The 22,567-nt window shown below is 36.5% G+C and carries 27 protein-coding genes, 2 riboswitches and 1 other annotated feature; of the genes, 16 read left to right on the top strand and 11 right to left on the bottom strand.

Going from position 1 to position 22,567, the window contains the following annotated elements; translation table 11 throughout:
• Nucleotides 1-31: 31 nt before the first annotated feature.
• Nucleotides 32-865, bottom strand: coding sequence for a carbonic anhydrase (locus D1953_RS01030; protein ID WP_119115291.1), 834 nt, complete (start codon nt 863-865; stop codon nt 32-34).
• 265 nt (nt 866-1,130) lie between these two features.
• Between D1953_RS01030 and D1953_RS01025 the strand changes: the two genes are divergently transcribed.
• The 3 genes from D1953_RS01025 (at nt 1,131) to D1953_RS01015 (ending at nt 4,800) form a co-directional block, all read left to right on the top strand.
• A complete protein-coding gene (locus tag D1953_RS01025) occupies nt 1,131-2,012 on the top strand; it encodes a 5'-3' exonuclease (RefSeq protein WP_119115290.1) in 882 nt (293 codons plus the stop codon).
• A 158-nt stretch (nt 2,013-2,170) separates the two neighbouring features.
• Nucleotides 2,171-2,314, top strand: a riboswitch (cyclic di-AMP (ydaO/yuaA leader).
• 139 nt (nt 2,315-2,453) lie between these two features.
• On the top strand, nt 2,454-4,280 hold the full coding sequence (locus D1953_RS01020) for an APC family permease (protein ID WP_119115289.1): 1,827 nt from the start codon (nt 2,454-2,456) through the stop codon (nt 4,278-4,280).
• Nucleotides 4,281-4,530: 250 nt separating this feature from the next.
• Nucleotides 4,531-4,800, top strand: coding sequence for a DUF6123 family protein (locus D1953_RS01015; protein WP_425454236.1), 270 nt, complete (start codon nt 4,531-4,533; stop codon nt 4,798-4,800).
• Between the two features lie 12 nt (nt 4,801-4,812).
• Here D1953_RS01015 and D1953_RS01010 read toward each other — a convergent pair whose 3' ends face one another.
• Together D1953_RS01010 and D1953_RS01005 are read right to left on the bottom strand one after the other, a co-directional pair.
• Nucleotides 4,813-5,718, bottom strand: a complete 906-nt coding sequence (locus tag D1953_RS01010; RefSeq protein WP_119115287.1) for a DMT family transporter — start codon at nt 5,716-5,718, stop codon at nt 4,813-4,815.
• Nucleotides 5,702-6,115 (bottom strand): reverse transcriptase-like protein, encoded by a 414-nt coding sequence (locus D1953_RS01005; protein WP_119115286.1) that lies wholly within the window; start codon nt 6,113-6,115, stop codon nt 5,702-5,704. The genes D1953_RS01010 and D1953_RS01005 overlap by 17 nt, the downstream gene beginning before the upstream one ends.
• 223 nt (nt 6,116-6,338) lie before the next feature.
• Here D1953_RS01005 and D1953_RS01000 point away from each other — a divergent pair, with 223 nt between their 5' ends.
• The 3 genes from D1953_RS01000 (at nt 6,339) to D1953_RS00990 (ending at nt 7,516) form a co-directional block, all read left to right on the top strand.
• Nucleotides 6,339-7,007, top strand: coding sequence for a ribonuclease H family protein (locus D1953_RS01000; RefSeq protein WP_119115285.1), 669 nt, complete (start codon nt 6,339-6,341; stop codon nt 7,005-7,007).
• Nucleotides 7,008-7,013: 6 nt separating this feature from the next.
• Nucleotides 7,014-7,202, top strand: a complete 189-nt coding sequence (locus tag D1953_RS00995; protein WP_119115284.1) for a zinc-finger domain-containing protein — start codon at nt 7,014-7,016, stop codon at nt 7,200-7,202.
• Nucleotides 7,203-7,297: 95 nt separating this feature from the next.
• On the top strand, nt 7,298-7,516 hold the full coding sequence (locus tag D1953_RS00990) for a hypothetical protein (protein ID WP_119115283.1): 219 nt from the start codon (nt 7,298-7,300) through the stop codon (nt 7,514-7,516).
• Nucleotide 7,517: 1 nt separating this feature from the next.
• Here D1953_RS00990 and D1953_RS00985 read toward each other — a convergent pair whose 3' ends face one another.
• The 4 genes from D1953_RS00985 to D1953_RS22050 all read right to left on the bottom strand — a co-directional run bounded on the left by D1953_RS00985 (nt 7,518) and on the right by D1953_RS22050 (nt 10,659).
• On the bottom strand, nt 7,518-7,964 hold the full coding sequence (locus D1953_RS00985; protein WP_119115621.1) for an RrF2 family transcriptional regulator: 447 nt from the start codon (nt 7,962-7,964) through the stop codon (nt 7,518-7,520).
• Between the two features lie 419 nt (nt 7,965-8,383).
• Nucleotides 8,384-8,857 carry a CBO0543 family protein gene (locus D1953_RS00980; RefSeq protein ID WP_119115282.1) on the bottom strand — a complete coding sequence of 158 codons (474 nt, stop codon included), beginning with the start codon at nt 8,855-8,857 and terminating at the stop codon, nt 8,384-8,386.
• Nucleotides 8,857-9,345, bottom strand: coding sequence for a CBO0543 family protein (locus tag D1953_RS00975; protein ID WP_119115281.1), 489 nt, complete (start codon nt 9,343-9,345; stop codon nt 8,857-8,859). Before D1953_RS00975 ends, D1953_RS00980 begins: the two co-directional genes overlap by 1 nt.
• A gap of 66 nt (nt 9,346-9,411) precedes the next feature.
• Nucleotides 9,412-10,659, bottom strand: coding sequence for a hypothetical protein (locus tag D1953_RS22050; protein WP_182480464.1), 1,248 nt, complete (start codon nt 10,657-10,659; stop codon nt 9,412-9,414).
• Between the two features lie 293 nt (nt 10,660-10,952).
• Between D1953_RS22050 and D1953_RS21075 the strand changes: the two genes are divergently transcribed.
• The gene (locus tag D1953_RS21075) at nt 10,953-11,129 is read left to right on the top strand and encodes a hypothetical protein (RefSeq protein ID WP_182480463.1); all 177 of its coding nucleotides are present in this window, start codon (nt 10,953-10,955) and stop codon (nt 11,127-11,129) included.
• Nucleotides 11,130-11,154: 25 nt separating this feature from the next.
• On the top strand, nt 11,155-11,304 hold the full coding sequence (locus D1953_RS21070) for a hypothetical protein (protein WP_182480462.1): 150 nt from the start codon (nt 11,155-11,157) through the stop codon (nt 11,302-11,304).
• Nucleotides 11,305-11,468: 164 nt separating this feature from the next.
• Here D1953_RS21070 and D1953_RS21065 read toward each other — a convergent pair whose 3' ends face one another.
• The 4 genes from D1953_RS21065 to D1953_RS00955 form a co-directional block, all read right to left on the bottom strand.
• Nucleotides 11,469-11,618 carry a hypothetical protein gene (locus D1953_RS21065; RefSeq protein ID WP_182480461.1) on the bottom strand — a complete coding sequence of 50 codons (150 nt, stop codon included), beginning with the start codon at nt 11,616-11,618 and terminating at the stop codon, nt 11,469-11,471.
• 134 nt (nt 11,619-11,752) lie between these two features.
• Nucleotides 11,753-11,914 carry a hypothetical protein gene (locus tag D1953_RS21060; RefSeq protein WP_182480460.1) on the bottom strand — a complete coding sequence of 54 codons (162 nt, stop codon included), beginning with the start codon at nt 11,912-11,914 and terminating at the stop codon, nt 11,753-11,755.
• A 40-nt stretch (nt 11,915-11,954) separates the two neighbouring features.
• Nucleotides 11,955-12,116, bottom strand: coding sequence for a DUF4021 domain-containing protein (locus D1953_RS00960; protein WP_245979808.1), 162 nt, complete (start codon nt 12,114-12,116; stop codon nt 11,955-11,957).
• Nucleotides 12,117-12,307: 191 nt separating this feature from the next.
• Complete coding sequence (locus D1953_RS00955; protein ID WP_119115280.1) at nt 12,308-12,820, bottom strand: DUF3231 family protein; 513 nt, start codon at nt 12,818-12,820, stop codon at nt 12,308-12,310.
• Nucleotides 12,821-13,178: 358 nt separating this feature from the next.
• Here D1953_RS00955 and hmpA point away from each other — a divergent pair, with 358 nt between their 5' ends.
• The 8 genes from hmpA to D1953_RS00915 all read left to right on the top strand — a co-directional run bounded on the left by hmpA (nt 13,179) and on the right by D1953_RS00915 (nt 22,554).
• Nucleotides 13,179-14,378: an NO-inducible flavohemoprotein gene (hmpA, locus tag D1953_RS00950; RefSeq protein WP_119115279.1), complete on the top strand. Its 1,200-nt coding sequence runs from the start codon at nt 13,179-13,181 to the stop codon at nt 14,376-14,378.
• 70 nt (nt 14,379-14,448) lie between these two features.
• Nucleotides 14,449-14,667, top strand: a binding site (T-box leader).
• A gap of 167 nt (nt 14,668-14,834) precedes the next feature.
• The gene (proB, locus tag D1953_RS00945; protein WP_119115278.1) at nt 14,835-15,923 is read left to right on the top strand and encodes a glutamate 5-kinase; all 1,089 of its coding nucleotides are present in this window, start codon (nt 14,835-14,837) and stop codon (nt 15,921-15,923) included.
• A gap of 21 nt (nt 15,924-15,944) precedes the next feature.
• The gene (locus D1953_RS00940) at nt 15,945-17,192 is read left to right on the top strand and encodes a glutamate-5-semialdehyde dehydrogenase (protein ID WP_119115277.1); all 1,248 of its coding nucleotides are present in this window, start codon (nt 15,945-15,947) and stop codon (nt 17,190-17,192) included.
• A 107-nt stretch (nt 17,193-17,299) separates the two neighbouring features.
• A riboswitch (TPP riboswitch) is annotated at nt 17,300-17,409 on the top strand.
• An 85-nt stretch (nt 17,410-17,494) separates the two neighbouring features.
• Nucleotides 17,495-18,583, top strand: a complete 1,089-nt coding sequence (locus tag D1953_RS00935) for a LuxE/PaaK family acyltransferase (protein WP_220453350.1) — start codon at nt 17,495-17,497, stop codon at nt 18,581-18,583.
• The gene (locus tag D1953_RS00930; RefSeq protein ID WP_119115276.1) at nt 18,580-20,031 is read left to right on the top strand and encodes an acyl-CoA reductase; all 1,452 of its coding nucleotides are present in this window, start codon (nt 18,580-18,582) and stop codon (nt 20,029-20,031) included. Before D1953_RS00935 ends, D1953_RS00930 begins: the two co-directional genes overlap by 4 nt.
• Nucleotides 20,032-20,042: 11 nt before the next feature.
• Nucleotides 20,043-20,786: an ABC transporter ATP-binding protein gene (locus D1953_RS00925; RefSeq protein WP_119115275.1), complete on the top strand. Its 744-nt coding sequence runs from the start codon at nt 20,043-20,045 to the stop codon at nt 20,784-20,786.
• Nucleotides 20,786-21,541: an ABC transporter permease gene (locus tag D1953_RS00920; protein ID WP_119115274.1), complete on the top strand. Its 756-nt coding sequence runs from the start codon at nt 20,786-20,788 to the stop codon at nt 21,539-21,541. Before D1953_RS00925 ends, D1953_RS00920 begins: the two co-directional genes overlap by 1 nt.
• Nucleotides 21,538-22,554: an ABC transporter substrate-binding protein gene (locus tag D1953_RS00915; protein ID WP_119115273.1), complete on the top strand. Its 1,017-nt coding sequence runs from the start codon at nt 21,538-21,540 to the stop codon at nt 22,552-22,554. Before D1953_RS00920 ends, D1953_RS00915 begins: the two co-directional genes overlap by 4 nt.
• Nucleotides 22,555-22,567: the final 13 nt, after the last annotated feature.

Here is a 22,567-nt window from a genome sequence, read left to right as displayed (position 1 = left end):
GTAGAGCTACTAAAATAAAAATATCAATAGATTAACTCTTCCTAATTTCACGTTCATTTAATGGCTGGACAGGGCGATGATTATCTGGAAAGATTTTACGAAACGCCTCGATTTGTTCTTTAGACATTTCAATTGGCTGCTCTAATATAATCCAATTAACGTTTTCAGAACACGGGGGAGTCGTTAATGAACCATTATATCTAAATGATTGTTGATCCTTTGGAAGAATCTCCGTCAAGTTTATCGGATTAGCTAGTTTCTTCGCTTCAGTTGTTTTTTCTTGAGGGAGAGCTTTCCAGGCTTGTTCAAGAACCTCATTTGCTTTGCCTTCCTTAATCATTAGCCCTACTACGGCTAATTGATCGTTGGCATCTTTATGTACGAGATGTAATTCCATAGCAAAATTTTGTCCATTAAATTGATGTTCGCTTGGTGTATGAAAATGAAATTGAGCTAATGTATATGTATTATTGTTCAGAACAATGAAGTTATCTGATGTTGCAGGATTCCCTTGAATAGTATGTCCATTGTTTTCTAGGGAAATTTCAGAGGATGTGTAGTTGATTTCTAACTTTTCAAGTTGTTTATCTGCTTTAACTTGGGATACCTCAACATTGACAGGAGATTGTTCCTTCCCGTTTATACATGCAGAGTTGAGAGGATCTAACTCACCCCAATGTTCCGGCCCTGTTTCCCCTTTGTAAGACCAATGCGTTTCATGATGTACAGTCGTTGACGTTTCTGTGGATTCTTCTTTTGGAAGCTTCTCTTCCTTGGGTGCTTCGGTTACTCCAGAAGAACAACCAGCTAATGATAGAGAAATAAAAGTTGTTAACAGGGTGAAGCTTAATTTACGACTTTTCATTTTGAACCCCCTTATTCTATTTTTGTGTTATGATTTATAACACTAGTCACTAAATTAATATAATTTAAACATATTTTCAACTAATATTTTGAAAAATAGGAATTGTTGACTAGTACTTTTTTTAAAGGCTATGTTAAACAATATTGTTGATCAAACGAGTAGGAGTGGACAATGAACAGCGTCCTATAACAAAGCTCTTTTAAAAAGTCACTATATTAATAAAAATCATGATAAAATAAGTACACATCAGAGTTGAGGTGGTAGTATGTTAGGAAATGAAAATGAACAGCGTCCAACTTTTCTACTTGTAGACGGGATGGCGCTTTTATTTAGAGCTTTTTATGGAACAGCTGTTACGGGACAGTTTATGATTAATTCAAAAGGTGTACCGACGAATGCAGTGCAAGGGTTTTTAAAGCATATGCTGACGGCAACTAATCATTTTAATCCAAGCCATGTGGCGGTTTGTTGGGATATGGGCAGTCATACGTTTCGGAATGAACTGTTTGATGGGTATAAGGCGAATCGTTCGGATGCACCAGTGGAGATGATTCCACAGTTTGATTTAGCGAAGGAAGCAGTTCAAGCTTTTGATATTCCGAATATTGGACTAGCCGGTTTTGAAGCGGATGATTGTATTGGAACGATTGCGAAAGTGTCAGCTAAGGATAGTCGTGTAAGCATTTTAACAGGAGATCAAGATATGCTGCAGCTGTTAGATGAGCATATTTCTGTTGTGTTATTGAAAAAAGGTTTTGGTAATTATGATGTGCATAATCCCGATAGTTTTTATGAATGGAAAGGGATTAAGCCGAGACAAATGATTGATTTAAAAGCGTTAATGGGCGATACAGCAGATAACTATCCGGGTGTAAAAGGAATTGGTGAAAAAACAGCGTTAAAATTATTAATGGAGTATGAAAGTATCGAAGGAATTTTAGAAAATTTATCTTCATTAACGAAGGGGCAGCGGACGAAAATTGAGGCAGAGCTTGAAATGCTTCATTTATCCCGCAAGCTTGCTGAAATTAAATGTGATGTACCAATTTCTTGCCCGCTTGATGACGCGTATTTTCAATATGATGATGAAAAGGTACGGTATATGCTAGAGACGCATGAATTTCGATCGGTTTTACGTATGTTATAAGAGGGGAGGAGCTTCTAAACGGAAGCTCCTATTTTCATATATGTAAAATGATGGAGTAGGAGAAGAACATATTATTATAGAAACATAGGAAGCATATGTCATAATAAAATTTTTATTTACTTTTCTAATTCACGGCAGTATGCTAATCACAGTTTCATATTTCTAAATCGCTGAAACCGTTTGGTGCGGGGGAACCATTATTAGAATTGGTTAACAATTCAAGGGGTGAATCCTTTCAAGGTAGGGCTACTCAAAGGTCCGAATCCGACAGCTAACCTCGTAAGCGTTATATGAGAAGGAAGGTGGAGCTTGTGGGACAAAAAAATTGATGTCTACAGGTCTATTTAACTTTGACTTGTAGGCATTTTTGCGTTTTGGAAAAGATTTTTTCAGTTAACTAGGTAATATACAACTACTATTAATGTTCGGTGGTGATTCTTAATGATGACCTCTATAAAAAGATTTTTAATTGGTCGGCCTTTAAAATCAACGGAAGCCGGAGAACAAAAGCTTAACAAAACAAAAGCTTTGGCTATATTATCTTCTGATGCTTTGTCTTCTGTTGCATATGGTCCTGAACAAATATTGCTTGTGCTAATTACGGTGGGTGTCACTGCCTTTTGGTATTCCATTCCTATCGCTGTAGGAGTATTGCTTCTGTTAACGGCTTTAATCCTGTCTTATCGACAAATTATCTTTGCGTATCCTCATGGAGGGGGAGCGTATGTTGTTTCAAAGAATAATTTAGGTGTGAATGCAGGATTGATAGCTGGAGGCTCTTTATTAGTTGATTATATTTTAACTGTGGCTGTAAGTGTATCTGCAGGGACGGATGCTATTACATCTACTTTTCCTAGTTTGCATACACATAATGTGATGATAGCTATCCTTTTTGTACTATTTCTTACTATCCTAAACTTAAGAGGAGTAACAGAGTCGGCTTCCATATTAGCCTATCCGGTGTATTTATTCGTTTTAGCGTTATTCATTCTGATTGGTGTAGGGATATACAAAATCTTAATGGGGGAAGTTTCTTCTGACTTACATGCTTCAATGGGTACACCGGTAGCAGGAATTAGTTTATTTATCCTTTTACGAGCATTTGCATCAGGCAGTTCTGCATTGACAGGGGTTGAAGCTATTTCTAATGCGATTCCAAACTTTAAAGAGCCAGCTCCTAATAATGCTGCCAAAACGTTAATTTTAATGGGGTCCTTACTGGCTGTATTATTTACAGGCATTGTATTTTTAGCCTATTATTTAAGCATTGTTCCGAGTGTAGAGGTAACAGTTGTCTCGCAAATTGCTGAAGAGATATTTGGACGAAGTTTTATGTATTTCTTTATTCAAGGAACAACAGCCTTAATATTAATCCTTGCTGCCAATACAGGCTATTCTGCTTTTCCTTTGCTGGCTGTTAATCTCGCAAAGGATAAGTTTATACCAAGGATGTTTACAATTAGAGGGGATCGATTAGGATATTCGAATGGAATTATCATATTAGGGCTTGCTTCCATCGTCTTAATAATCGCTTTTGAAGGACATACAGAAAATCTTATCCCGCTCTATGCAGTAGGAGTATTTATTCCATTTACGTTGTCTCAGACTGGAATGATGGTTAAATGGGTCCGTGAAAAGCCAAAAGGATGGGCTTTTAAGTTAATCATTAACTCTATTGGTGCTGTTATTAGTTTGATTGTTACCATCATATTCTTTTTAACTAAATTTACTCAGGTTTGGCCGGTTTTAGTTTTTTTACCTATCATCATTCTCGTTTTTCATCGAATTAGAAAGCATTATGATGCAGTAGGTGAGCAGCTAAAGGTTACGTCTTGTGACCCTGCTGTACCAATCGAAGGGAATGTAATCATTGTACCTGTTGCGGGTATTACTCATGTGGTAGAGAATTCATTAAACTATGCAAAATCCCTTTCAGCAGAACAGATTATAGCTGTTTACGTTTCTTTTGAACGAGAAGATGAAAAAAAGTTTGAGGATAATTGGAAGAAATGGCAACCCAATGTGAGACTGGTAACTTTACACTCACATTACAGAAGCATCATAGGTCCATTAACTAAATTTATTGATACTATTGAACATAAAGCGAGTGAAGCAAACTATCGAGTTACAGTTGTTATACCACAATTTATTCCAAGGAAAGGTTGGCACAATATTCTTCATAATCAATCAAGTTTAATGATTCGTACATCCTTGCTTTATCGAAGAAATGTCATTATCACGACTGTACCTTATCATTTGAAAAAGTAATGTATGTTCGAACGATACAATAACTGTTACTTTGAGTAGAGCGAACTCACTGAATAAGTAAAGTGAAGAAATCTTCTTCATTGTAGTGAGTTTACTAGATCTTTAAATACCACTTTGTTCAGAAGTAAAGTTTACTCTGAACGAAGTGGTATTTCTTGTGTTTATTATTAATTTTTTATTAGATAAACGATAGGAAAAAGTCGAATTTTGCGGTAAGATGAAGGAAAAAGTTTACGGAGAAGGTGGAAGATTGGTTTGGTCGACTGAAGAGTATATTACATATTTAGAGGGAAAAGGTTTTTCTTTTGGTGAAGATATGATTGGTTTTATTTATTTTGGAAAACAGTATACGAAAGCTAGCGATTCTTTAGTTAATATTGCGATTGAACTAACATTAAAGGTGCAAAAAAAGTTCGATGGCAGCTTTTATGTATCTTTGCTTGAAACTTTAACAAAAAATCATATTTTTACAAAACGAGAAGCGGAAAAGTTTGCTCGTGAACAAGGCTTATTTCAATAAAATCGGACTTCCTCAATGAAAGTCCGGTTTTATTTTTCTTTTTTTAGCAGGCAGTTCTGCAATAACCATCCCAAACAAAATACATATACAGCCAGCGATTGAAGTGACTGTTAATTTTTCATCAATCCATAGATAGGATGTGAGAGCGGCAAATACCGGCTCAGTCGCAAAAATTAACGCAACTCGTGCTGGAGATGTGTAGGCTTGGAAATGCGTTTGCGCCAAAAATGCCAATGCTGTAGCAAAAATAGCGGTTACAAACAAGGCGCTCCAAACTTCTGTTTGTAACATGATAGTTGGATTGACTAAGACTGAAATATCCTCACCAAAAATCGGTGCTGATATAAAGGATAGAATCGATACGGTAAACAGCTGCACTAATGTTAATGGCAAAGCCGCATAATCGCTAGCGACTTTAGCTGTCATAATGATTTGCATGGCGAAACTAACCGCACATAATAAGATGAGCAGATCACCAAGGCTGAATGAGGCTGTATCGACCACTGTCATTAAATAAAGTCCAATTGTGGCTGCAATAACTCCGATGACTGCATTTTGCGATAATTTCATTCTTAAAAGTAATACGGAGAACAGCGGAACAAGCACGACGCTTAAGCCGGTAATAAATCCAGCTTTGGCTGGAGTAGTATACAGTAAGCCTACCGTTTGAAATGCATACCCTAAAAAAAGCCAAATGCCAATTTTAAATCCGGCAATTAATATATTTCTTGACCAAACACCTTGTTCTTTTCGAATGAAAAGAACATAAATAATAAGTAGACTTATAAAGGCGATCAAAAATCGAATCCCATTAAAGCTATGTGGTTCAAGAAAAGAAGTTGCATTTTGAACCATAACAAAGGTCGCCCCCCAAATAAAGGCGACGAATAATAACGTAAAATCAGCTGTCTTTTTCATCTGCTCGCTCCTTGTTTAAGTGAATAGCTCGTCTAGCTAATTGATCGGCGGACTTATTTTCAATGCTTGGAATCCATTTGATAAAAAAGAGGTCTAATTGTTTCGCTAAAGTTAACGCTTGAGCAAGCAATGGTGCATAGCGTTTATTTTTCGTGAATTCTTTTTCCATTGCTTGGTTAATTGCTTGTGAATCCGTGCGAAAAGAGACAATTTGATAATGATTTTTCACACAAATTTCTAATGCTTTAATCAATGCATAGTATTCTGCTTCATGATTTTCCAGTAAGCCAAGTGGAATCGAGTAGCGTTCTACCTGACCATTATTATTAATAAAAATGCCTGCACCACTTGGACCAGGGTTTCCAGCACTAGCGCCATCAATATATACTTCAATCATTTTACTTCACCTCGAACTTTGGACTTGAATATGCTATGATTATTCTCTGTTGAAAGTCAGGAAGATATTTAGCTAGACATTCTCAGATCAAATAGATTTTTTCAAATGGGATAAAGGCATGTAAAACGAATGATACTAGATAACAAGCTCATCCTATATATAAATTATAGCTGTAAAATGTTGAAATAGGTATAGAAATTGTTTAGTTAAGGAGTTGAGTTGATTGAAAGTATTGATTCGTTGGACATATTTTTTTAATAAAAAAGGAACAGCTTCTTTTCTTTCGGAATGGCTTGAGGCCGAGTCTGCGCTAGCCATTGTAGAGGATTTAGAAAAAACAGGGAGGGTAAAAGCGGTAGAATTTGAAGATGAAGCAGGAACTGTATGGACGAAAAAAGAACTTGTTAAGCTGTTGACTGAGGTTGAAGATGAACCTCAAAATGTTACGGTCTTTTTTGACGGCAGCTACCGAAAAGACGAAAGACTGGCAGGGCTTGGTGTTGCCCTTTATTATACGCAAAATAAGAAGAACTGGAGAATTCGGAAAAATGCACTGCTTCATCAATTAGAATCGAATAATGAAGCTGAGTATGCAGCATTTTATGAAGCGGTTAAACAGCTTGAAGAATTAGAGGTACATCATCAAAGCTGCGTGTTTAAAGGAGATTCACTCGTTGTACTAAATCAGCTCTCGGGGGAATGGCCGTGCTATGAAGAGCAATTAAATCGATGGATTGACCGCATCGAGGAAAAGTTAGCAAAGCTTCACATTCGTCCTGTATACACACCGATTTCAAGAAAAGATAATCAAGAAAGTGACCAATTGGCATCACAAGCTATAAATGGAGAAGAAATTTTCGGCAAGATACAAATAGAAAAGAAGGAGTTATGACCAGAAATGAATCGGAAGAAGATTTATGAAGAAGTCGAGGAAATGCTATCTTTTTGCGAAGGCTGTTTTGTACAAAAACATTTTCGAAAGGAGAAGGGACGTACGTTTGCGCATCAATTTTGTTTATCTCAATGTACGGTAGGAGAAAAATTAAAAAAGCTTGGTCAAGAGTTAACGAATTTAAATGAAAAATGAGCTTTTTCTCGTCCCTTTGTTCGGAAAATTGTCATACATGCCCTTTATGAAGAATAGTAAAATAGTTGAAGGAGCACAGGGCAGAAGGGGACAAAATGAAACGAAACAAGGAGAAGGAAAAGTTTCTTTATATTCCAGAGATTTTAGATTTAAATACAGAACTAGAAGCAGGTGGAGAGTCTTTGTTTTATTTTAAGAAGAGAATGACTCAAAAGCAAAGGTGTCAGGCCCCCAATCGATTTTTTAAGCCAGTTACATCATGTATTTCCGATAAGTATAAAACCTTTTATAAGTCATTCTCTTTTTTTATCTGAGTTATTGTTCTTTTTGAGCAGATTGGAAGTATGCTTTTAGCATGACTTTATTTTCAGCAATATCAGCTAATGTATATTGATCAAGCACTTGTAGAAAGGCATCTAAGGCCGTGTTAAGTATAAACTTCAAAGAGCACACGGGAGAAATGACACAGTTATTATGATCTTTGTAGCACTCGACTAAATAGAAATCCTCTTCAGTTCGGCGAACTACTTCTCCAATATTGATCTCAGTAGGTGCTTTGGCTAGTCTAAAACCGCCGTTTCTTCCTCGAATCGTCTCGATATATCCCGTTTTTCCAAGATTATGAACAATTTTCATTAAATGATTTTTCGATATATCATAAACTTCAGAGATTTCTTTTATGTTCGTTAGCTTGTCGTTATTTTGGGTCGCTAAATAGATTAATACTCGGATGGAATAATCTGAATAGCTAGTTAATCGCATAATTTTCGCCTCACAATCTACACCCGTTCTGTTGAACAAGTTATCAAACTCCTCAAAAAATATGTAACGAAATAGGCAAAGCATATTCTTAATTGAGAAAGTTTTTTATTTTATAATAGCATAATTGTACACATGATATAATGCGATATGCACAAACATTGATATATCAATGTTTAATTATTACTACTTTTTAAAATTAAAATGTGAATATATGTTCTGTTTTTATTCGAAAGAAAAGCCCATACAGGGGATAAGTAGTATTCTTTTCGATTCACTATGTAGTAATCAATGTAGGTTTATTAATATATACCTTATATAATTTAATGGTTTGGCATTAATGGCATTCTTATGAGAACAACATACCGAACATGATAGGGGAGTGTTTCTTTCTCAAGCATGAATCATTTTCAACATAAGCATTAGGCTCTTCCCTTCTCCTTTGCAAAAAACCAAATACAAAATAAATGCGATATAAAAAATACAAAACATACTGTAATCCAAGTAATATACCATTCCCAGTGAATGTATTTGATAAGGGCTGTGTATTCTTCGATAATCACTTCAATGATAGTCAATACAGAACTATATCCAACATAATAACTCAATTGAATAAGAGTACTTTTATTAGTGGGATACCATACATTAAAGGCGGCACATATGACTGGAAGAACATAATACTCATACGTGAAGCTCGTCCGATTGATGGAAGCAAATAATCGAACAGGATATTCGATCAGCCCAAACTCTACAACCACCGCACCCATAAGAAAAGTAATAACTTGTTTGAACAAAAACGCCACTAAGGCTAGTCGAATTTTATTTTTTTGTATAAAGAAAAGAATTCCTGTTGTCACTGTGAAGGCTGATAACAAAATCCACCATTCAATTTTCATTAGGTCTGCTTCCCATGAAACAAAGTATTGTCCTTAAAGAACCAATTACAGCATACTCGACTTACGAAAAAGAGGAATCCGATGTAAATCCACATCCCATACCACGTCAATAATCCATATTCTAGTAAATCTGTATATCTCTCGATAACAATATCACACAATGTGATGATAGAGACCCAAACAAAAAAGTATGCAAATCTGGACCATAGACCGTCTTTTACTTTCTTATGGACATAAAATATCGAAAATAATGCAGGATAAAAAAAATAATTGATTGTAAGGGCGAGATCTGTCGCTTTAGGGAATTCCCGGATAGGTGCACTTAACAAACCATATTTAAAAGCAGGCATATCGCATAGCCAAATGATTGATTGAAACATCATGAATGCAAACAATCCCTTGCGCCGATTTTTACGTGGAATAAATAGAATAAAACCAACAAAGCCGAATAGCCACATTGCTACCAGAATCAAACGCTCCATCAACATGTTGTCACTCTCCCGATAAGATATTTATTACTATTTGTAGACAAAAAATATCTTACTTTTTAATTCTTATTTTGGATTTAATTCTGCGACTCCTAAAGCTAGCTGTTTCCATAGAATGTTTTCTACATGCTCTTTCTGATGCTCTTCACACTCCACTATAAGAATAACCTCTGAATTTTTACCCCTTAAGAGCCTCTGTTTCCTTTTAATCACTTTTTTTATAAATAAGTCGATTAGAAAGCCGATGAGGAATCCACTTCCAGCTCCGATCAATCCCCAAATGATTGGTCCCCATTCTAATACAAATCCCTTAGTGATACCGATTGTTGAAAAGAGGAAGGCTAATATCGATCCTTTAGAAATTAATGAGACTCCATCAGATTGATGAAGAGTATCAAAAAGTTTTCGTTCCTCTTTCCTATTATTTAAAGGTACAGCTAAAATATTTTTAATTCCTTTTTCCTCTAATTCACTAATAGCCAATTCTAAATATGTTGAATGCTCAAAAGTAGCAAAAATCTGCACATTTTCCACCTTACTTGCTTTTTTTAGATTAAAAATAGAGCGTTGATAGTGATTTTTTAAATAGCTTTTTTGTTCATCCTCAAATAATTTGTTATTCTCTACGACGCTTACGTAAGAGTCATAAATGGTAAAAAAGTATAACGAAGGTATGTAGAGAAGCCATTGTGCTTTTAAAATAGCAGTGGATTTGTCGACGTCTCCTATGAATAAATAGATAAATCCCTCAAGAAAATGTGAATAATATATAAAAACTGCTGTCCATACGAATGTGAATATAGCAAGTAAAATCCGATGAACATAAAGCTGTCCTAGGCTGGGAATGGTCATGGACCATAATACAGCCATCAAAGGACTTCTTTTATCTAGATAATTAATTTCAAAAGCATTCATTGTGAATGAATTAGAGGGGGCGTTCTCTCTTTTAGCGAGAATGTAAATATTATTCAAATCAACAGTAGTACGATAACTGTCCCAAATAGCAAATAAATAAACAGGCATATACATTAGGACTAATCTAACATCCAGCACTTCTTTGGCAGCTTGAAAATGACCTGCGAATGAATAAACAATGGCTTGGTTGAGTTGGACTTTTTGATTAATGAAAATTTCCCAAAGAACTAAAGAAAATCCTCGAAGGTTTTTATTTAAGAGAAGGTGCCCGAATCCTGGGAAAGAAACAGACCATAAAGCAACAGTCCATGGGTTTCTTAAATGGATTTGAGTGGTTCCAAAAATACTTGTATGAGCTTTGTAGCGACGTGTCTTGTTTGTATTTTTGAAATTATCCATGTTTCTTCCTCCGGTTAGTAACAATTACCCTTATTATTATCTATTGGATTGGATTTATTAAAAACAAAAGGGGAAACGTATTTTTTATTTGAACATGAACTGAATAATTACTGAGTAAGTCGGTTTAATAATCCTAACGCGCATTTTGGGAGTTATGAGAAAAAGTTTTTGAAGTGACTCAAGAAAGGCAGAAGAACCTATGCCCGTTAACGCGACGTTATATAGCTATCATGGTACATTAAAAGAAATCCAGTTTTTAAGAAATAATATTATGTTCACGATAGAGAATATAGGTGAAGGAAGAATCTCTTTTCCTTCTTCTCCTAGGGATACGGTTAGCGACTTATAAAAAGCCGAATAACTCGGAAGAAATCGCAGAAGCTATTGAGAAAGTATACAACGTTGTAAATGACGATTATAAAAAGCTTGTTCGACTGAAGTATCGGACAAAGCCGCAAACGAAAATGTGAAATATATTTAGAAAGGGTGTAGACTTTGAAAGAAGTTAGTCACGAAATTACCGAAAGAGCGAAGCATGACCCTGTTATTCATAATTACTTAATGCTTCATGAACAAGGGAGTATAACTTATCAACAATTACTTGAAAATGTTGATTTCTATCTTGGTGAAGATAAGCAATCATGAGCTAGTTAGTCAAAAAGCAAAAAAAGCACTTTAAAAACATTGCACTTAAAGAATTGTAAACATGATGTAATGATATGCTTCAGAACGTAAGTAGTAGAATGATATTTATGATGAGGAGAGAACTCGTAAGTAAAAATAATAAAACGCCAAAAAAGGCGTTTTATTTAATTTCTTTCACTTATTTTTCCATCGTTTCCTTTGTCAATACCCGTAGCATTATTTATTGTTTGTGCCACTAAGTTTAGCCCTTGATCCATCGCATTCATTGAATTAGCTTTTTGACCAATGTTTTTAGACTTTTCTTGTTTGTTCATTTTTATCACCTCTTAAATTATAGGGTCTGTAGGTACATTAAAAAATATTCGAAATAGGCTACATAGGCATTAATGAAGTAAAGGTAAAGGGGACTAAAAGGAAAAAACGCCAAAAAAGGCGTTTCAGTTAGTCGTTATTGATTGGTTTTATTTGTTATATTATTTAATACTCTAGCATTAGGATCCGTATCCCCATAACCGAGAGCATTATCTGTATTGTTTTCTTCAAAAACAGACTGCGTATTAACGGATTTCTTTTGTTGCTTCGCGTTATTTTCATTTTGTTGGTTTGTCAAACGAATTCATCTCCTACATACATATTAAAATACGCAATTTTTATTTTTCTACATCATGGAGGCGATCTTCATATTCTGTTTCAGCCATTCCATATAGTCCATTCATCTCTTGTTCATCTGGATCAAGACCGAGGTAATTATCACTGTTACTTTTCATTGTTTCTTTTGTTTCCTTTATCTCTATATCATTTTTCTTCATCATTTTCATCACCTCCACTTATTATGGTGGTTAAAAAAGAGATAAGTATACGTATTTGAGCACCTGAATCAAGAGCAAGATAGATTAATATTTATTTTTATATTGTGACATCTAAGAAGAATGGAAGCAGGTGAAAATGTAGAACAAAGGGAAGCAATCCTAAAGTAAGATTGCCCTTGATATTTAAATGCGAGCTATTCTTGTTCCGGTCTGTGTACATGAAGAGGAGGTGGGACTAACCAACCTTTATTCTTGTTCAGTCTCAAAAATTTTGCCCCCAATTGTACCTTAGCTGCATGGAATTGACCGTACATCATAGCAATATCTTCTCTAATACATTGTCCAATTGCTTGACTGCATGCAACTAACCCCGTTGCGATATCCATGGAAAGAGCAGTGTTAATTTCCGGATCAGTAAATCTTGCTCCAACAGGTATGTCTTCTAATTTGGCAACCGGACGGTCAGGTGAAGCAGGAGGAAGCCCAAGGCCGTTTGCTTTTAGTAATTCCTCTAACTGTTGATTTTCATTTTGTATACACTCAATAGCTTCTTCGATAAGTTTTTTTAAATCCCCATCTCCCGCATGCTGAAGAAATGTTTGATATGCAGTGATCAATCCATTGTTTGTAAAAAGATTAGTCCATGTAGCAAACACTTCACCATAATGCATTGGTTCATCTTTTGGATTGCCGCTTAAGATTCCCATAATTGCACTCCTTATCTCATGTAGATTCATGTTTTTCTCCTTACCGTAAGGAATAAATCACAAAGCTTATTATGTGAAGAGGTGTGAAAAGTATTCATGATGATGTTTCGAAGTTCATTTTAAGGAATCACTTTGAAGACTAGCAGAGAATTTATATTCAATTATGGAAGAGTGTAAAAATAAAGAAGTAATCTTATTTGAAAATGTGCGAAATACAGTAAAAAAAGATTGTGAACACTTTTTAAACGTTAACGAAATGTTCACAAAAAGATGTATTTGAAATATTGCTTTATAAAAAAAAGGGGGGTATTATAAAGGTGTATTAAAAATACTTGTTTAAAGGAAGAGGGAGTACATTATGCTATCTCAAAAAACAATTGATATCGTGAAATCAACAGTACCTGTGCTAGAAATCCATGGGGAAACAATTACAAAAACGTTTTATAAAAATATGTTTGAAGCTCATCCAGAACTATTAAATATTTTTAACCAAACAAATCAAAAAAGAGGCCGTCAGCAAACGGCATTAGCAAATACAGTTTTAGCTGCAGCAAAATATATTGATAACTTAGGAGCAATTGTTCCAGTTGTGAAACAGATTGCTCATAAACATAGAAGCTTAGCTGTTAAGCCAGAACACTATCCAATCGTGGGTGAAAATTTATTGAAAGCGATTAAAGAAGTACTAGGTGATGCGGCAACAGATGAAATCATCAATGCATGGGCAGAAGCATATGGTGTGATTGCAGATGCCTTCATCGGTATTGAAAAAGACATGTACAAAGAAGCTTCTGAGCAAAATAATGGCTGGGAAGATTATAAAGAATTTAGAGTAACGGATAAAGTACAAGAAAGCGATCTTATTACATCTTTCTATTTAAGACCGGCTGATGGAACTAAAGTCCCAACTTACTTACCGGGACAATACATTACAATTCGTATAAATATTCCAGGGGAGCAATACTTATGTAATCGTCAATATAGCTTATCCGTTGCACCTGGTCACGATTACTTCCGCATTTCAGTGAAGAAAGAGGCAGAAGGCGAGGAGCACGAAGGTAAAGTATCGAACTACTTACACAAATCTGTTCAAATCGGTGACAAAATTGAAGTCACAGCTCCTGCTGGAGATTTTGTGTTAGAAGAAAAAGATACACCAGTTGTCTTCCTTGCAGGCGGTGTCGGAATCACTCCATTATTAAGTATGGTTCAAACTGTATCAGAGAAACAACCAAATCGTTCAGTCCAATTTATTCAAGCGGCGAATAACGGATCTGTTCAAGCTTTCAGAAATGAACTTTCTGAGATTAAACTGGCAGATTACGAACTTGGTTTTGTTTATGCATCTCCAACAGATATCGATAAAAATAATCCATATTTTGTAAAAGAAGGCTATGTAGACCGCGATGTGTTAGCTGAAACTATTAAACCGGATGCTGATTATTATGTATGTGGACCTGTTCCATTCATGAAATCTGTGATTGCGACTTTAAAAGAACTAGGTGTAACAGAAGAAAAAATTCATTTCGAATTTTTCGGCCCAGCAATGGCATTATAAGCATAAAATTCCACACTAGAATAGGGAATTATCATTGACATCAGCTCGATAATTTTGCATACTATAGAAAATATGAACGTTGAAAGAAGACTAGTATGTGAAATCTTGCTGTAACAGAGAGCGGTGTCCATGGCTGTAAGACCCGTAACAGAAAAGGCACTGAACCTACTTCTTGAGTCCTATGAAAACATAGGCGCAGTCTCTAGCGTTATGAGGTAAAGTGGGATGTGACATGTTCACATTCAATCAAGGTGGTACCACGGAAAGAGCAGCCCTTTTCGTCCTTAATTAATAAGGATGAGAAGGGTTTTTTTGTATAATTCGGGGGTAGAGTAGTTATTTTGATAAATCTATTAATTTTAAGAAGATAATATCAGGCCAAAACGTTGTATGTTCAAGGGCAAGTTGGAAGTGAGTTTTCTAATATATTAGAAAATTATATTGGAGGAAGTATGGATGGAAAAGAAGCGCATCGTTGTTAAAATCGGAAGCAGTTCGTTAACGAACTCCAAGGGAGAAATTGATCAATTTAAATTTCTAGATCATATTCAAGCAGTTGCGGCATTGCGCAAAGAAGGGCATGACGTGATTCTTGTATCATCTGGTGCTGTTGCGACCGGATTTCGTAAGCTAGGTTACCCATCACGTCCGGTTACGTTAAAAGGGAAACAAGCAGCTGCAGCCGTCGGTCAAAGCTTATTAATTCAATCATATATGCAACAATTAGGGCAGTTCGGCATTAACGTCGCCCAAATTTTATTAACGAGAACCGATTTTTCAAAAAAGGATCGTTATAAAAATGCCTATGCGACTTTATCAGAATTAATTGAACGCGGCATTTTACCAATCATTAATGAAAATGATACAGTGTCTGTTGAAGAATTAACATTTGGGGATAACGATATGCTGTCTGCTCTTGTAAGTGGGCTTATTCATGCCGATCAGCTCATTATTTTAACGGACATTAACGGTTTGTATGATTGTAATCCGTTGACGAATCCGGATGCTAAGAAAATCGATTATTTAACAGAAGTAACGGATGACTTGCTGCAAATAGCCGAAGGAGCCGGCTCGAACGTTGGGACAGGCGGGATGCAATCGAAATTATTAGCTGCGAAAACAGCACTTTCTTTAGGTGTAAAAGTCTTTATTGGTAAAGGAGAAGGCCGTGATAAGCTCCTGCAAATTTTAGCGGGTGACGGTGACGGGACGTATATTGAAAATGACGTGCTTACAACCGTAAATAATAATAAGCAGTGGATTTCGATTCATTCGGAAGTGTCAGGGAAAATCTTTGTTGATGACGGTGCAGAAACAGCCTTAATGTTGAATGGAAGCAGTTTGTTGCCTGCTGGTATTTATGACATTCAAGGAGATTTTGAAAAAGGGGACGTTGTTGAAGTGTTTGGTTCAAGCGGATTGCTTGGCCGAGGAGAAGTTCTCTATTCTGCCGATGAGCTGAAACTAGCGATGGGAAAACGGACAGACGAGCTTGTAATGTCTGCGATTGAAGTAATTCATCGAGATAAATGGGTGAAAGCTTAAATTAAAAAGGGGGAGTTAGTAATGAGTGAAGTGATTGTAAGAGGAAAAGCGGCCAAAGCGGCAAGTTATAAAATGAGTGGAAAAACAACAGCTGAAAAAAATGAAGCATTAGCAAAAATTGCGGATCAATTATTGGCAGATAAAGATTATTTAATAAGTGAAAATGCGAAAGATTTAGAACAAGGAAAGAAAAATGGTCTGCCTGACTCGATATTAGATCGTATTATGTTAAACGAAAAGCGTATTGAAGATATGTCAGCCGCTATTCGTTTACTGATTGACTTAAAAGATCCAGTCGGTGAAAGCTTAGAGACCATTGAGAAAGAAAACGGCTTGCTTATTAAAAAAAATCGTGTTCCAATCGGTGTAATTGGTATGATTTATGAAGCGAGACCAAATGTAACGATTGATGCGGCTACATTATCATTAAAAACAGGAAATGCGGTTATTTTACGAGGGAGTTCGTCTGCAAGCTACTCTAATCAAGCGCTTGTTGGGTCGATTCATAAGGCATTGGCGCAAACATCTTTACCAGTTGATGCGGTTCAATTAATGGAAGATACAAGTCGTGAAACAGCGAAAGAATTATTTCATTTGAATGAATATTTAGATGTATTAATTCCACGTGGAGGTAAAAATTTAATTGATACCGTTGTTCGTGAATCGACTGTGCCTGTTCTGGAAACGGGTGCTGGTAACTGTCACATTTTCATTGATGAATCAGCTGATTATGAGATGGCAGAAAATATCGTAATCAATGGAAAAACACAGCGTCCATCTGTATGTAATGCAATTGAAAGTTTGCTCATTCATGAAAGCTGGTTTGCTAAAAATGGGACGGACTTATTAGCGGTTCTTCAAGGTAAAGGAATTGAACTATACGGAGATGAAACGGTCTGTACGGCTTTTTCAGAGGCGAAGCAAGCAACAGAAGAAGATTGGGCAACGGAATATTTAGCACTGAAATTGAGTGTGAAAATTGTGAAGGATGTTACAGAAGCTGTTGAGCATATTAATCAGTATGGTACGAATCATTCTGAAGCTATTATTACGAAAAATGCAGAAAATGCAGACATTTTCTTAAATGGTGTTGATGCAGCTGCTGTTTATCATAATGCTTCTACACGTTTTACAGATGGTTTTGAATTTGGTTACGGTGCTGAAATTGGAATCAGTACGCAAAAGCTTCATGCACGTGGACCAATGGGATTACCTGCTTTAACATCTACTAAATATTTTATTTATGGACAAGGACAAATCCGCGGTTAAGCGGGTTTGTAGATAAACGAGATTGAGTGAAACCTGTACTTCATTTGGAGTATAGGTTTTTTTATGATTGCATTTTACCAAAAGAAAGGGTATTCTGTGTATAAAAAATAAATGATATCGGGAGTCTGTGGAATCAGGCTGAGAGTACGGTTAATCTACCGTAGACCGTTTGAACCTGTTGGGTCATGCCAGCGTAGGGAAGTGATAAGGGGATTACTCTGTATTTTTTGCACTTTGCGTACGCAAAGTGCTTTTTTGCGCTATTAGAAAGTAATTGGTTACATAGAAAGGAACGGATAAACATGATGACTCAAAAAGAAATGATTGAATCGACAGCTCAATTTATCGATCGTAATGAATCTACCGAGGAAAGGTTTAATCAGCAGGCTTTACAATTATTTCGCTATCACTATCAATATAACATTCCGTATCGAACTTTTTGTTCTCAAAAAGGAAAAACGCCGCGCACTGTGAAAACTTGGAGAGACATTCCACCAGTACCGATTAATGCTTTTAAAGATGTTACTTTGAGCTGTTGTGATCCGGAGCAAGCAGAAGCGATTTATATGACAAGTGGTACAACACAAGGAATTAGAGGTAAACATTATCATCCAACATTAGACATATTTGATAAGTCGATGATTAAAAATTTCCAAGAAAGATTTATGGGGAATACCGATAAAATTCGGATGGGAATCTTATTTCCAACAGAACAGGAGATGCCTAATTCTTCTTTAGCTCGTTATTTAAAACTCGCAAAAGAAAGATTTGGGACAGAAGATAGCCGTTATTTTATACAAAATCATGAGCTTGATATGGAAGGCTTACAGAAAGAGCTGAGGAATGCCGAAGCAACTGGAGAACCTTATGCGCTTTTAGGTGCAAGTTATAGCTTTGTTCACCTTTTAGAAGAACTAGAGCGTGGGAACCAAACTTTTACTCTACCAAAAGGAAGTAAAGTTCTTGATACGGGCGGTTTTAAAAAACAATCTAAAGAATTAGAGTTGGATGAGTTTTATCAGTTGCTTTCTACATATTTAGGAGTCGATCGTGCCGCGTGTATCAATATGTACGGCATGACCGAGCTGAGTACACAGCTGTATGACAATGGAAATCAATCTGTTCCTGCTATTAAATCAGGACCAAATTGGATTAAAACGCGAGTGGTAAATCCGTTAACAGGTGAAGAAGTAACAAAAGGAGAACGAGGCGTTATTGTTCATTGCGATCTTGCTAATGTGAATTCTGTTTCTACGATTTTAACAGAAGATGTTGGTGTCTTCGTTGCAGGTGGTTTTCTTTTATTAGGAAGAGTGGAAGGAACAGAAGCAAAAGGCTGTTCGCTAGCGATGGCAGAATTTTTAAAGGCTTCAAAGGGATTGGAGAAATGAGAGAAATCGCTGGATATATTCCGAATATAGGAGAAGAATCATTTGAGACAAAGGTGCTTCTATTCGAAAGAAATCAAGAAATAATAGAAGTAGAGATCCCGATTCTTACAAATGAACAAATGAGCAGGTTAATGGACAAGATTAAGCATAGCAGCCGTAAGGTGTTAAAATCTTTTTCTGTTAATGAGTTAATGAATATCATTGATGAAGCGATTCATAGATTTCTAGATCGTGATTCATTTTATCGACAAAAAGCTGAAAAAGTATTGCCGATTGTAACAGGCTATGATGAGGAAATGATAAGACTTGGTTTGACTTCTTATTTAAAAACGTTTCGAAAACATGAACTGCAGCGTTTTCTTGTTGAAGATTTAGGAAATCCATTGTTGTTAGATGATTTTCAGCCGAGAGTAAAAGGTGGATTTTCGAAGGCTTTTAGTCCTGATTTAATTACGCATATTTGGTCAGGGAATGTGCCTGGTCTTCCTTTATGGAGCTTTATATCTGGTTTGTTAGTGAAAGCAGGGAATATTGGGAAGGTATCGAGTGCTGAGCCATTATTTGCCGGCTGGTTTGCTAAGCTTTTAGTAGAAATAGAACCAAGATTAGCAGATTGCTTTGCCGTTCTTTGGTGGAAGGGTGGTGAAGAGGAGAGAGAACGTTTTATTTTTCAGCAAACAGATATTGTCGTCGGATACGGAGGCAATGAAGCGATGGAAGCTCTACGAAGTCGGATTCCAATTACTAAAAGATTTTTATCATTTGGACACAAGCTAAGTTTTGGCATTGTTTCAAAAGCATCTCTTGATTCTCTTAAAGCTTTGCAGACGGCCCATTTGGCTGCATTGGATGTGATGCGTTATGACCAGCAAGGCTGTTACTCTCCGCATGTTTTCTATGTGCAAAAAGGAGGAAATGTTTCTCCGAAAGAATTTGCTAGATATATAGGTCATGAACTAGAGGCGTTTAATAGAAGGTTTCCGAGAAGAAAACTGTCAATGGCCGAATCGATGGAGATGGCTGCTTGGAAAAATAAAGAAGAAATGAACCTGTTCTCGAATCCAAATAATGAAGTATTAGGCAGTAACCAAAACGACTGGACTGTTGTTTTTGAAGATTCCGATCTTAGCCTTACACCAAGCAGTTTAAATCGTGTTGTAAAAGTGAAAGAATTTAATCATATAGAAGAGGTGACGGAAGGCCTTCTTATGCATCGGGATTACTTGCAAACGGTTGGAATTGCTGCTAGTCCATCTGAATTGTTCCAATGGTCTCATCTGCTAGGGAGTGTCGGTGTAACTCGAATGACGGCATTGGGAAATATGACATCTCCGGAAGCTGGATGGCATCATGACGGTCGCTTTAATGTGCTTGATTTAATTAATATGGTTGATATCGAAGCTTCAGCTCAACAATTAAGTGAAGAGTTGGCTCCTTATGCAGATTAGGAGGTTAGCAGATGAGTTTTTTAAAAATTGAGGATTTGACTTATAGTTATCAAGAGAAGACAACTGTGCTGCATGGAGTAAACTGGTCTATTGAAGAAGGGGAGTTTCATTGCTTTCTAGGGAAAAGCGGCTGTGGAAAGACAACGTTATTAAAGCTTGCAGCGGGCTTGCTTCCATCTCATTCGGGAATGATTCGTTTGAAAGGAAAAGAAGTAACAGGGCCGTTAGATGAATGTGGTTTTGTGTTCCAATCTCCTACCTTATTAGAATGGAAAACGGTATTAGAAAATGTGCTGCTTCCAATTTCGTTGAAAAGAAAAATTACGAAACAAGATCGACAGTATGGATTAGAAGTATTAGAGATGGTTGGTTTAACGACTTATTTAGATCGTTATCCTACCCAACTATCTGGAGGGCAACAAAGTCGCGTCGCTATTGCGAGAGCATTGATTCAAAAACCAACGATGCTGTTTCTAGATGAACCATTTGCCGCTCTAGATGCTATTACAAGAGAAGAACTACAAGATGATTTGCTGAAAATTTGTAAGACCCGTCATACAACGGTTCTTTTTATTACGCATGATATCGCAGAAGCCGTGTATTTGTCAGATCGGATTGCGGTCATGGATCAAGGCCAACTCATTTTTGATACGGCTGTGAAATTAGAAAAAGAGAGACATGTAGAAATGAAATATGCACCGTATTTTAATGAGTTGTGTTTGACGTTACGACATGTATTGGGAGGAAATAGGTGATGAAAAGTCTCCCGTTATACTCGATTCTATTATTTATTATCTTCCTCATCATTTGGGAATATAGTGCAAGCTTTATGTCAGAGCTTGTTTTGCCAGCCCCTACGGTTATTGTTGCGACTTTAGTAGATGGTCTGCAAAGTGGATACTTTATTCCACATATTTTACGAACGCTATCAGAAGTGTTGTTAGGCTTGGTAATTGGCTGTGTCGGGGGATTTATCGTTGGTGTGATTATGGGGGAGATTGAATTTTTAAGAAAGCTTCTTTCTCCTTATATCATTGCGAGCCAAGCTGTTCCTAAGCTTGCTTTGGCCCCTTTATTTATTCTATGGTTTGGTTTTGGTATGACATCGAAAATTATAATCACCGCCCTAATTTGCTTTTTTCCATTATTGGAGAATACGATTACGGCCATTCAATCTACGGATAAACAAAAACAAGAGTTATTTCATATGCTTCGAGTCACACGCTGGCAAACATTAATTCATTTGAAAATTCCTAATGGTCTGCCAGGGATTCTAGCCGGACTTCGAGTAGCGGTTGTATTAGCCGTAGTAGGAGCCGTTGTTGGCGAGTTTATTGGGGGAAGCGATGGATTAGGGGCGCTCATCGTCGCGTCGCAAGGGATGATGGACACGCCGTTAATGTTTGCTGTGTTAATTCTATTAACTGTAATGGGCATGGTTTTATATCAATTAATTTATGTATTAGAAGTTACTGTATTAAAGAAATATATGAGGGGGAATAAACAATGAAAAAAAGATGGTTAGTCACGATTTTATTATGTATGACCGTATTGATGTCAGCGTGTGGAGCAAAGGGTGAAAATAAAGAAACGGCGAAATCTAGTTCAACAGACGTTCAAACGATTCGAGTAGCGAACTGGAGTAAGCCACTTACAGAACAAACGAATTTATTAGTCGATGAGAAGAAGCATTTCTTCAAAGATAAAGGATTGGATGTAACGATTATTCCTGGTGCAGGCGGTGGCGATGCGATTAAAAATATTTTATCCGGGAAAGCAGATATCGCTTTTACTGATCCAGGTTCACTATTTTTCGCATTAGATAAAGGTGAAAAGCTAAAAGTTATTTACAATATTTATCCGCAAAATGTATTTAACATCGTATCACTAAAGGAAGCCAATATTAATAAACCCGAAGATTTAAAAGGAAAAACAATTGGCGTCTATAGTCTATCAAGTGGAACACGTCAAAACTTATTAGTGTTATTACATCAGGTCGGCCTTTCGGAAAATGATGTAAAAATTGTTGAGACAGGCCTTTTAAACTTTGCCCCATTAATGCAAGGGCAAGTAGATGCAACAGCTGCGACGGATACGGGACTAGTTGTGGGACAAGCAAAAGGTTTAGAGGAAGTCAATGTGATGAATGTGAAAGACTACTTAAATGTACCGAGTGATGTATTTGTTGTAACAGAAAAAACATATCAAGAAAAGCAGCAAGAATTGAAGGATTTCTTGGAAGCTTATCGTAATAGTGCACAATGGATGATTGAGAGTCCGGAAGAAGCGGCTGCTTTGGCTAAAACCTATGCAATCGATGGGAAAGATGAGCAACAAAACTTAGAAATTATTAAGCTTCGTAATGCTTCTAGCGTATCTCCTGAAACAGAGCAACATGGTTTAGGGGCACTTGATGCGAATATCTTGCAGGATGGTGCGGATACGTATCAAAAATTAGGGTTGATTAAAGAAAAGCTCAATATGGATGAGGTAGTAGTTGATACATTACTTCCAAAACAATAAAGGAGAACGAACA

The organism is Peribacillus asahii (genome assembly GCF_003570725.1).
GTDB classification, from domain to species: domain Bacteria; phylum Bacillota; class Bacilli; order Bacillales; family DSM-1321; genus Peribacillus; species Peribacillus asahii.
The sequence above is the reverse complement of the archived record's forward strand: the minus strand, read 5'-3'. Positions and strand labels throughout refer to the sequence as shown.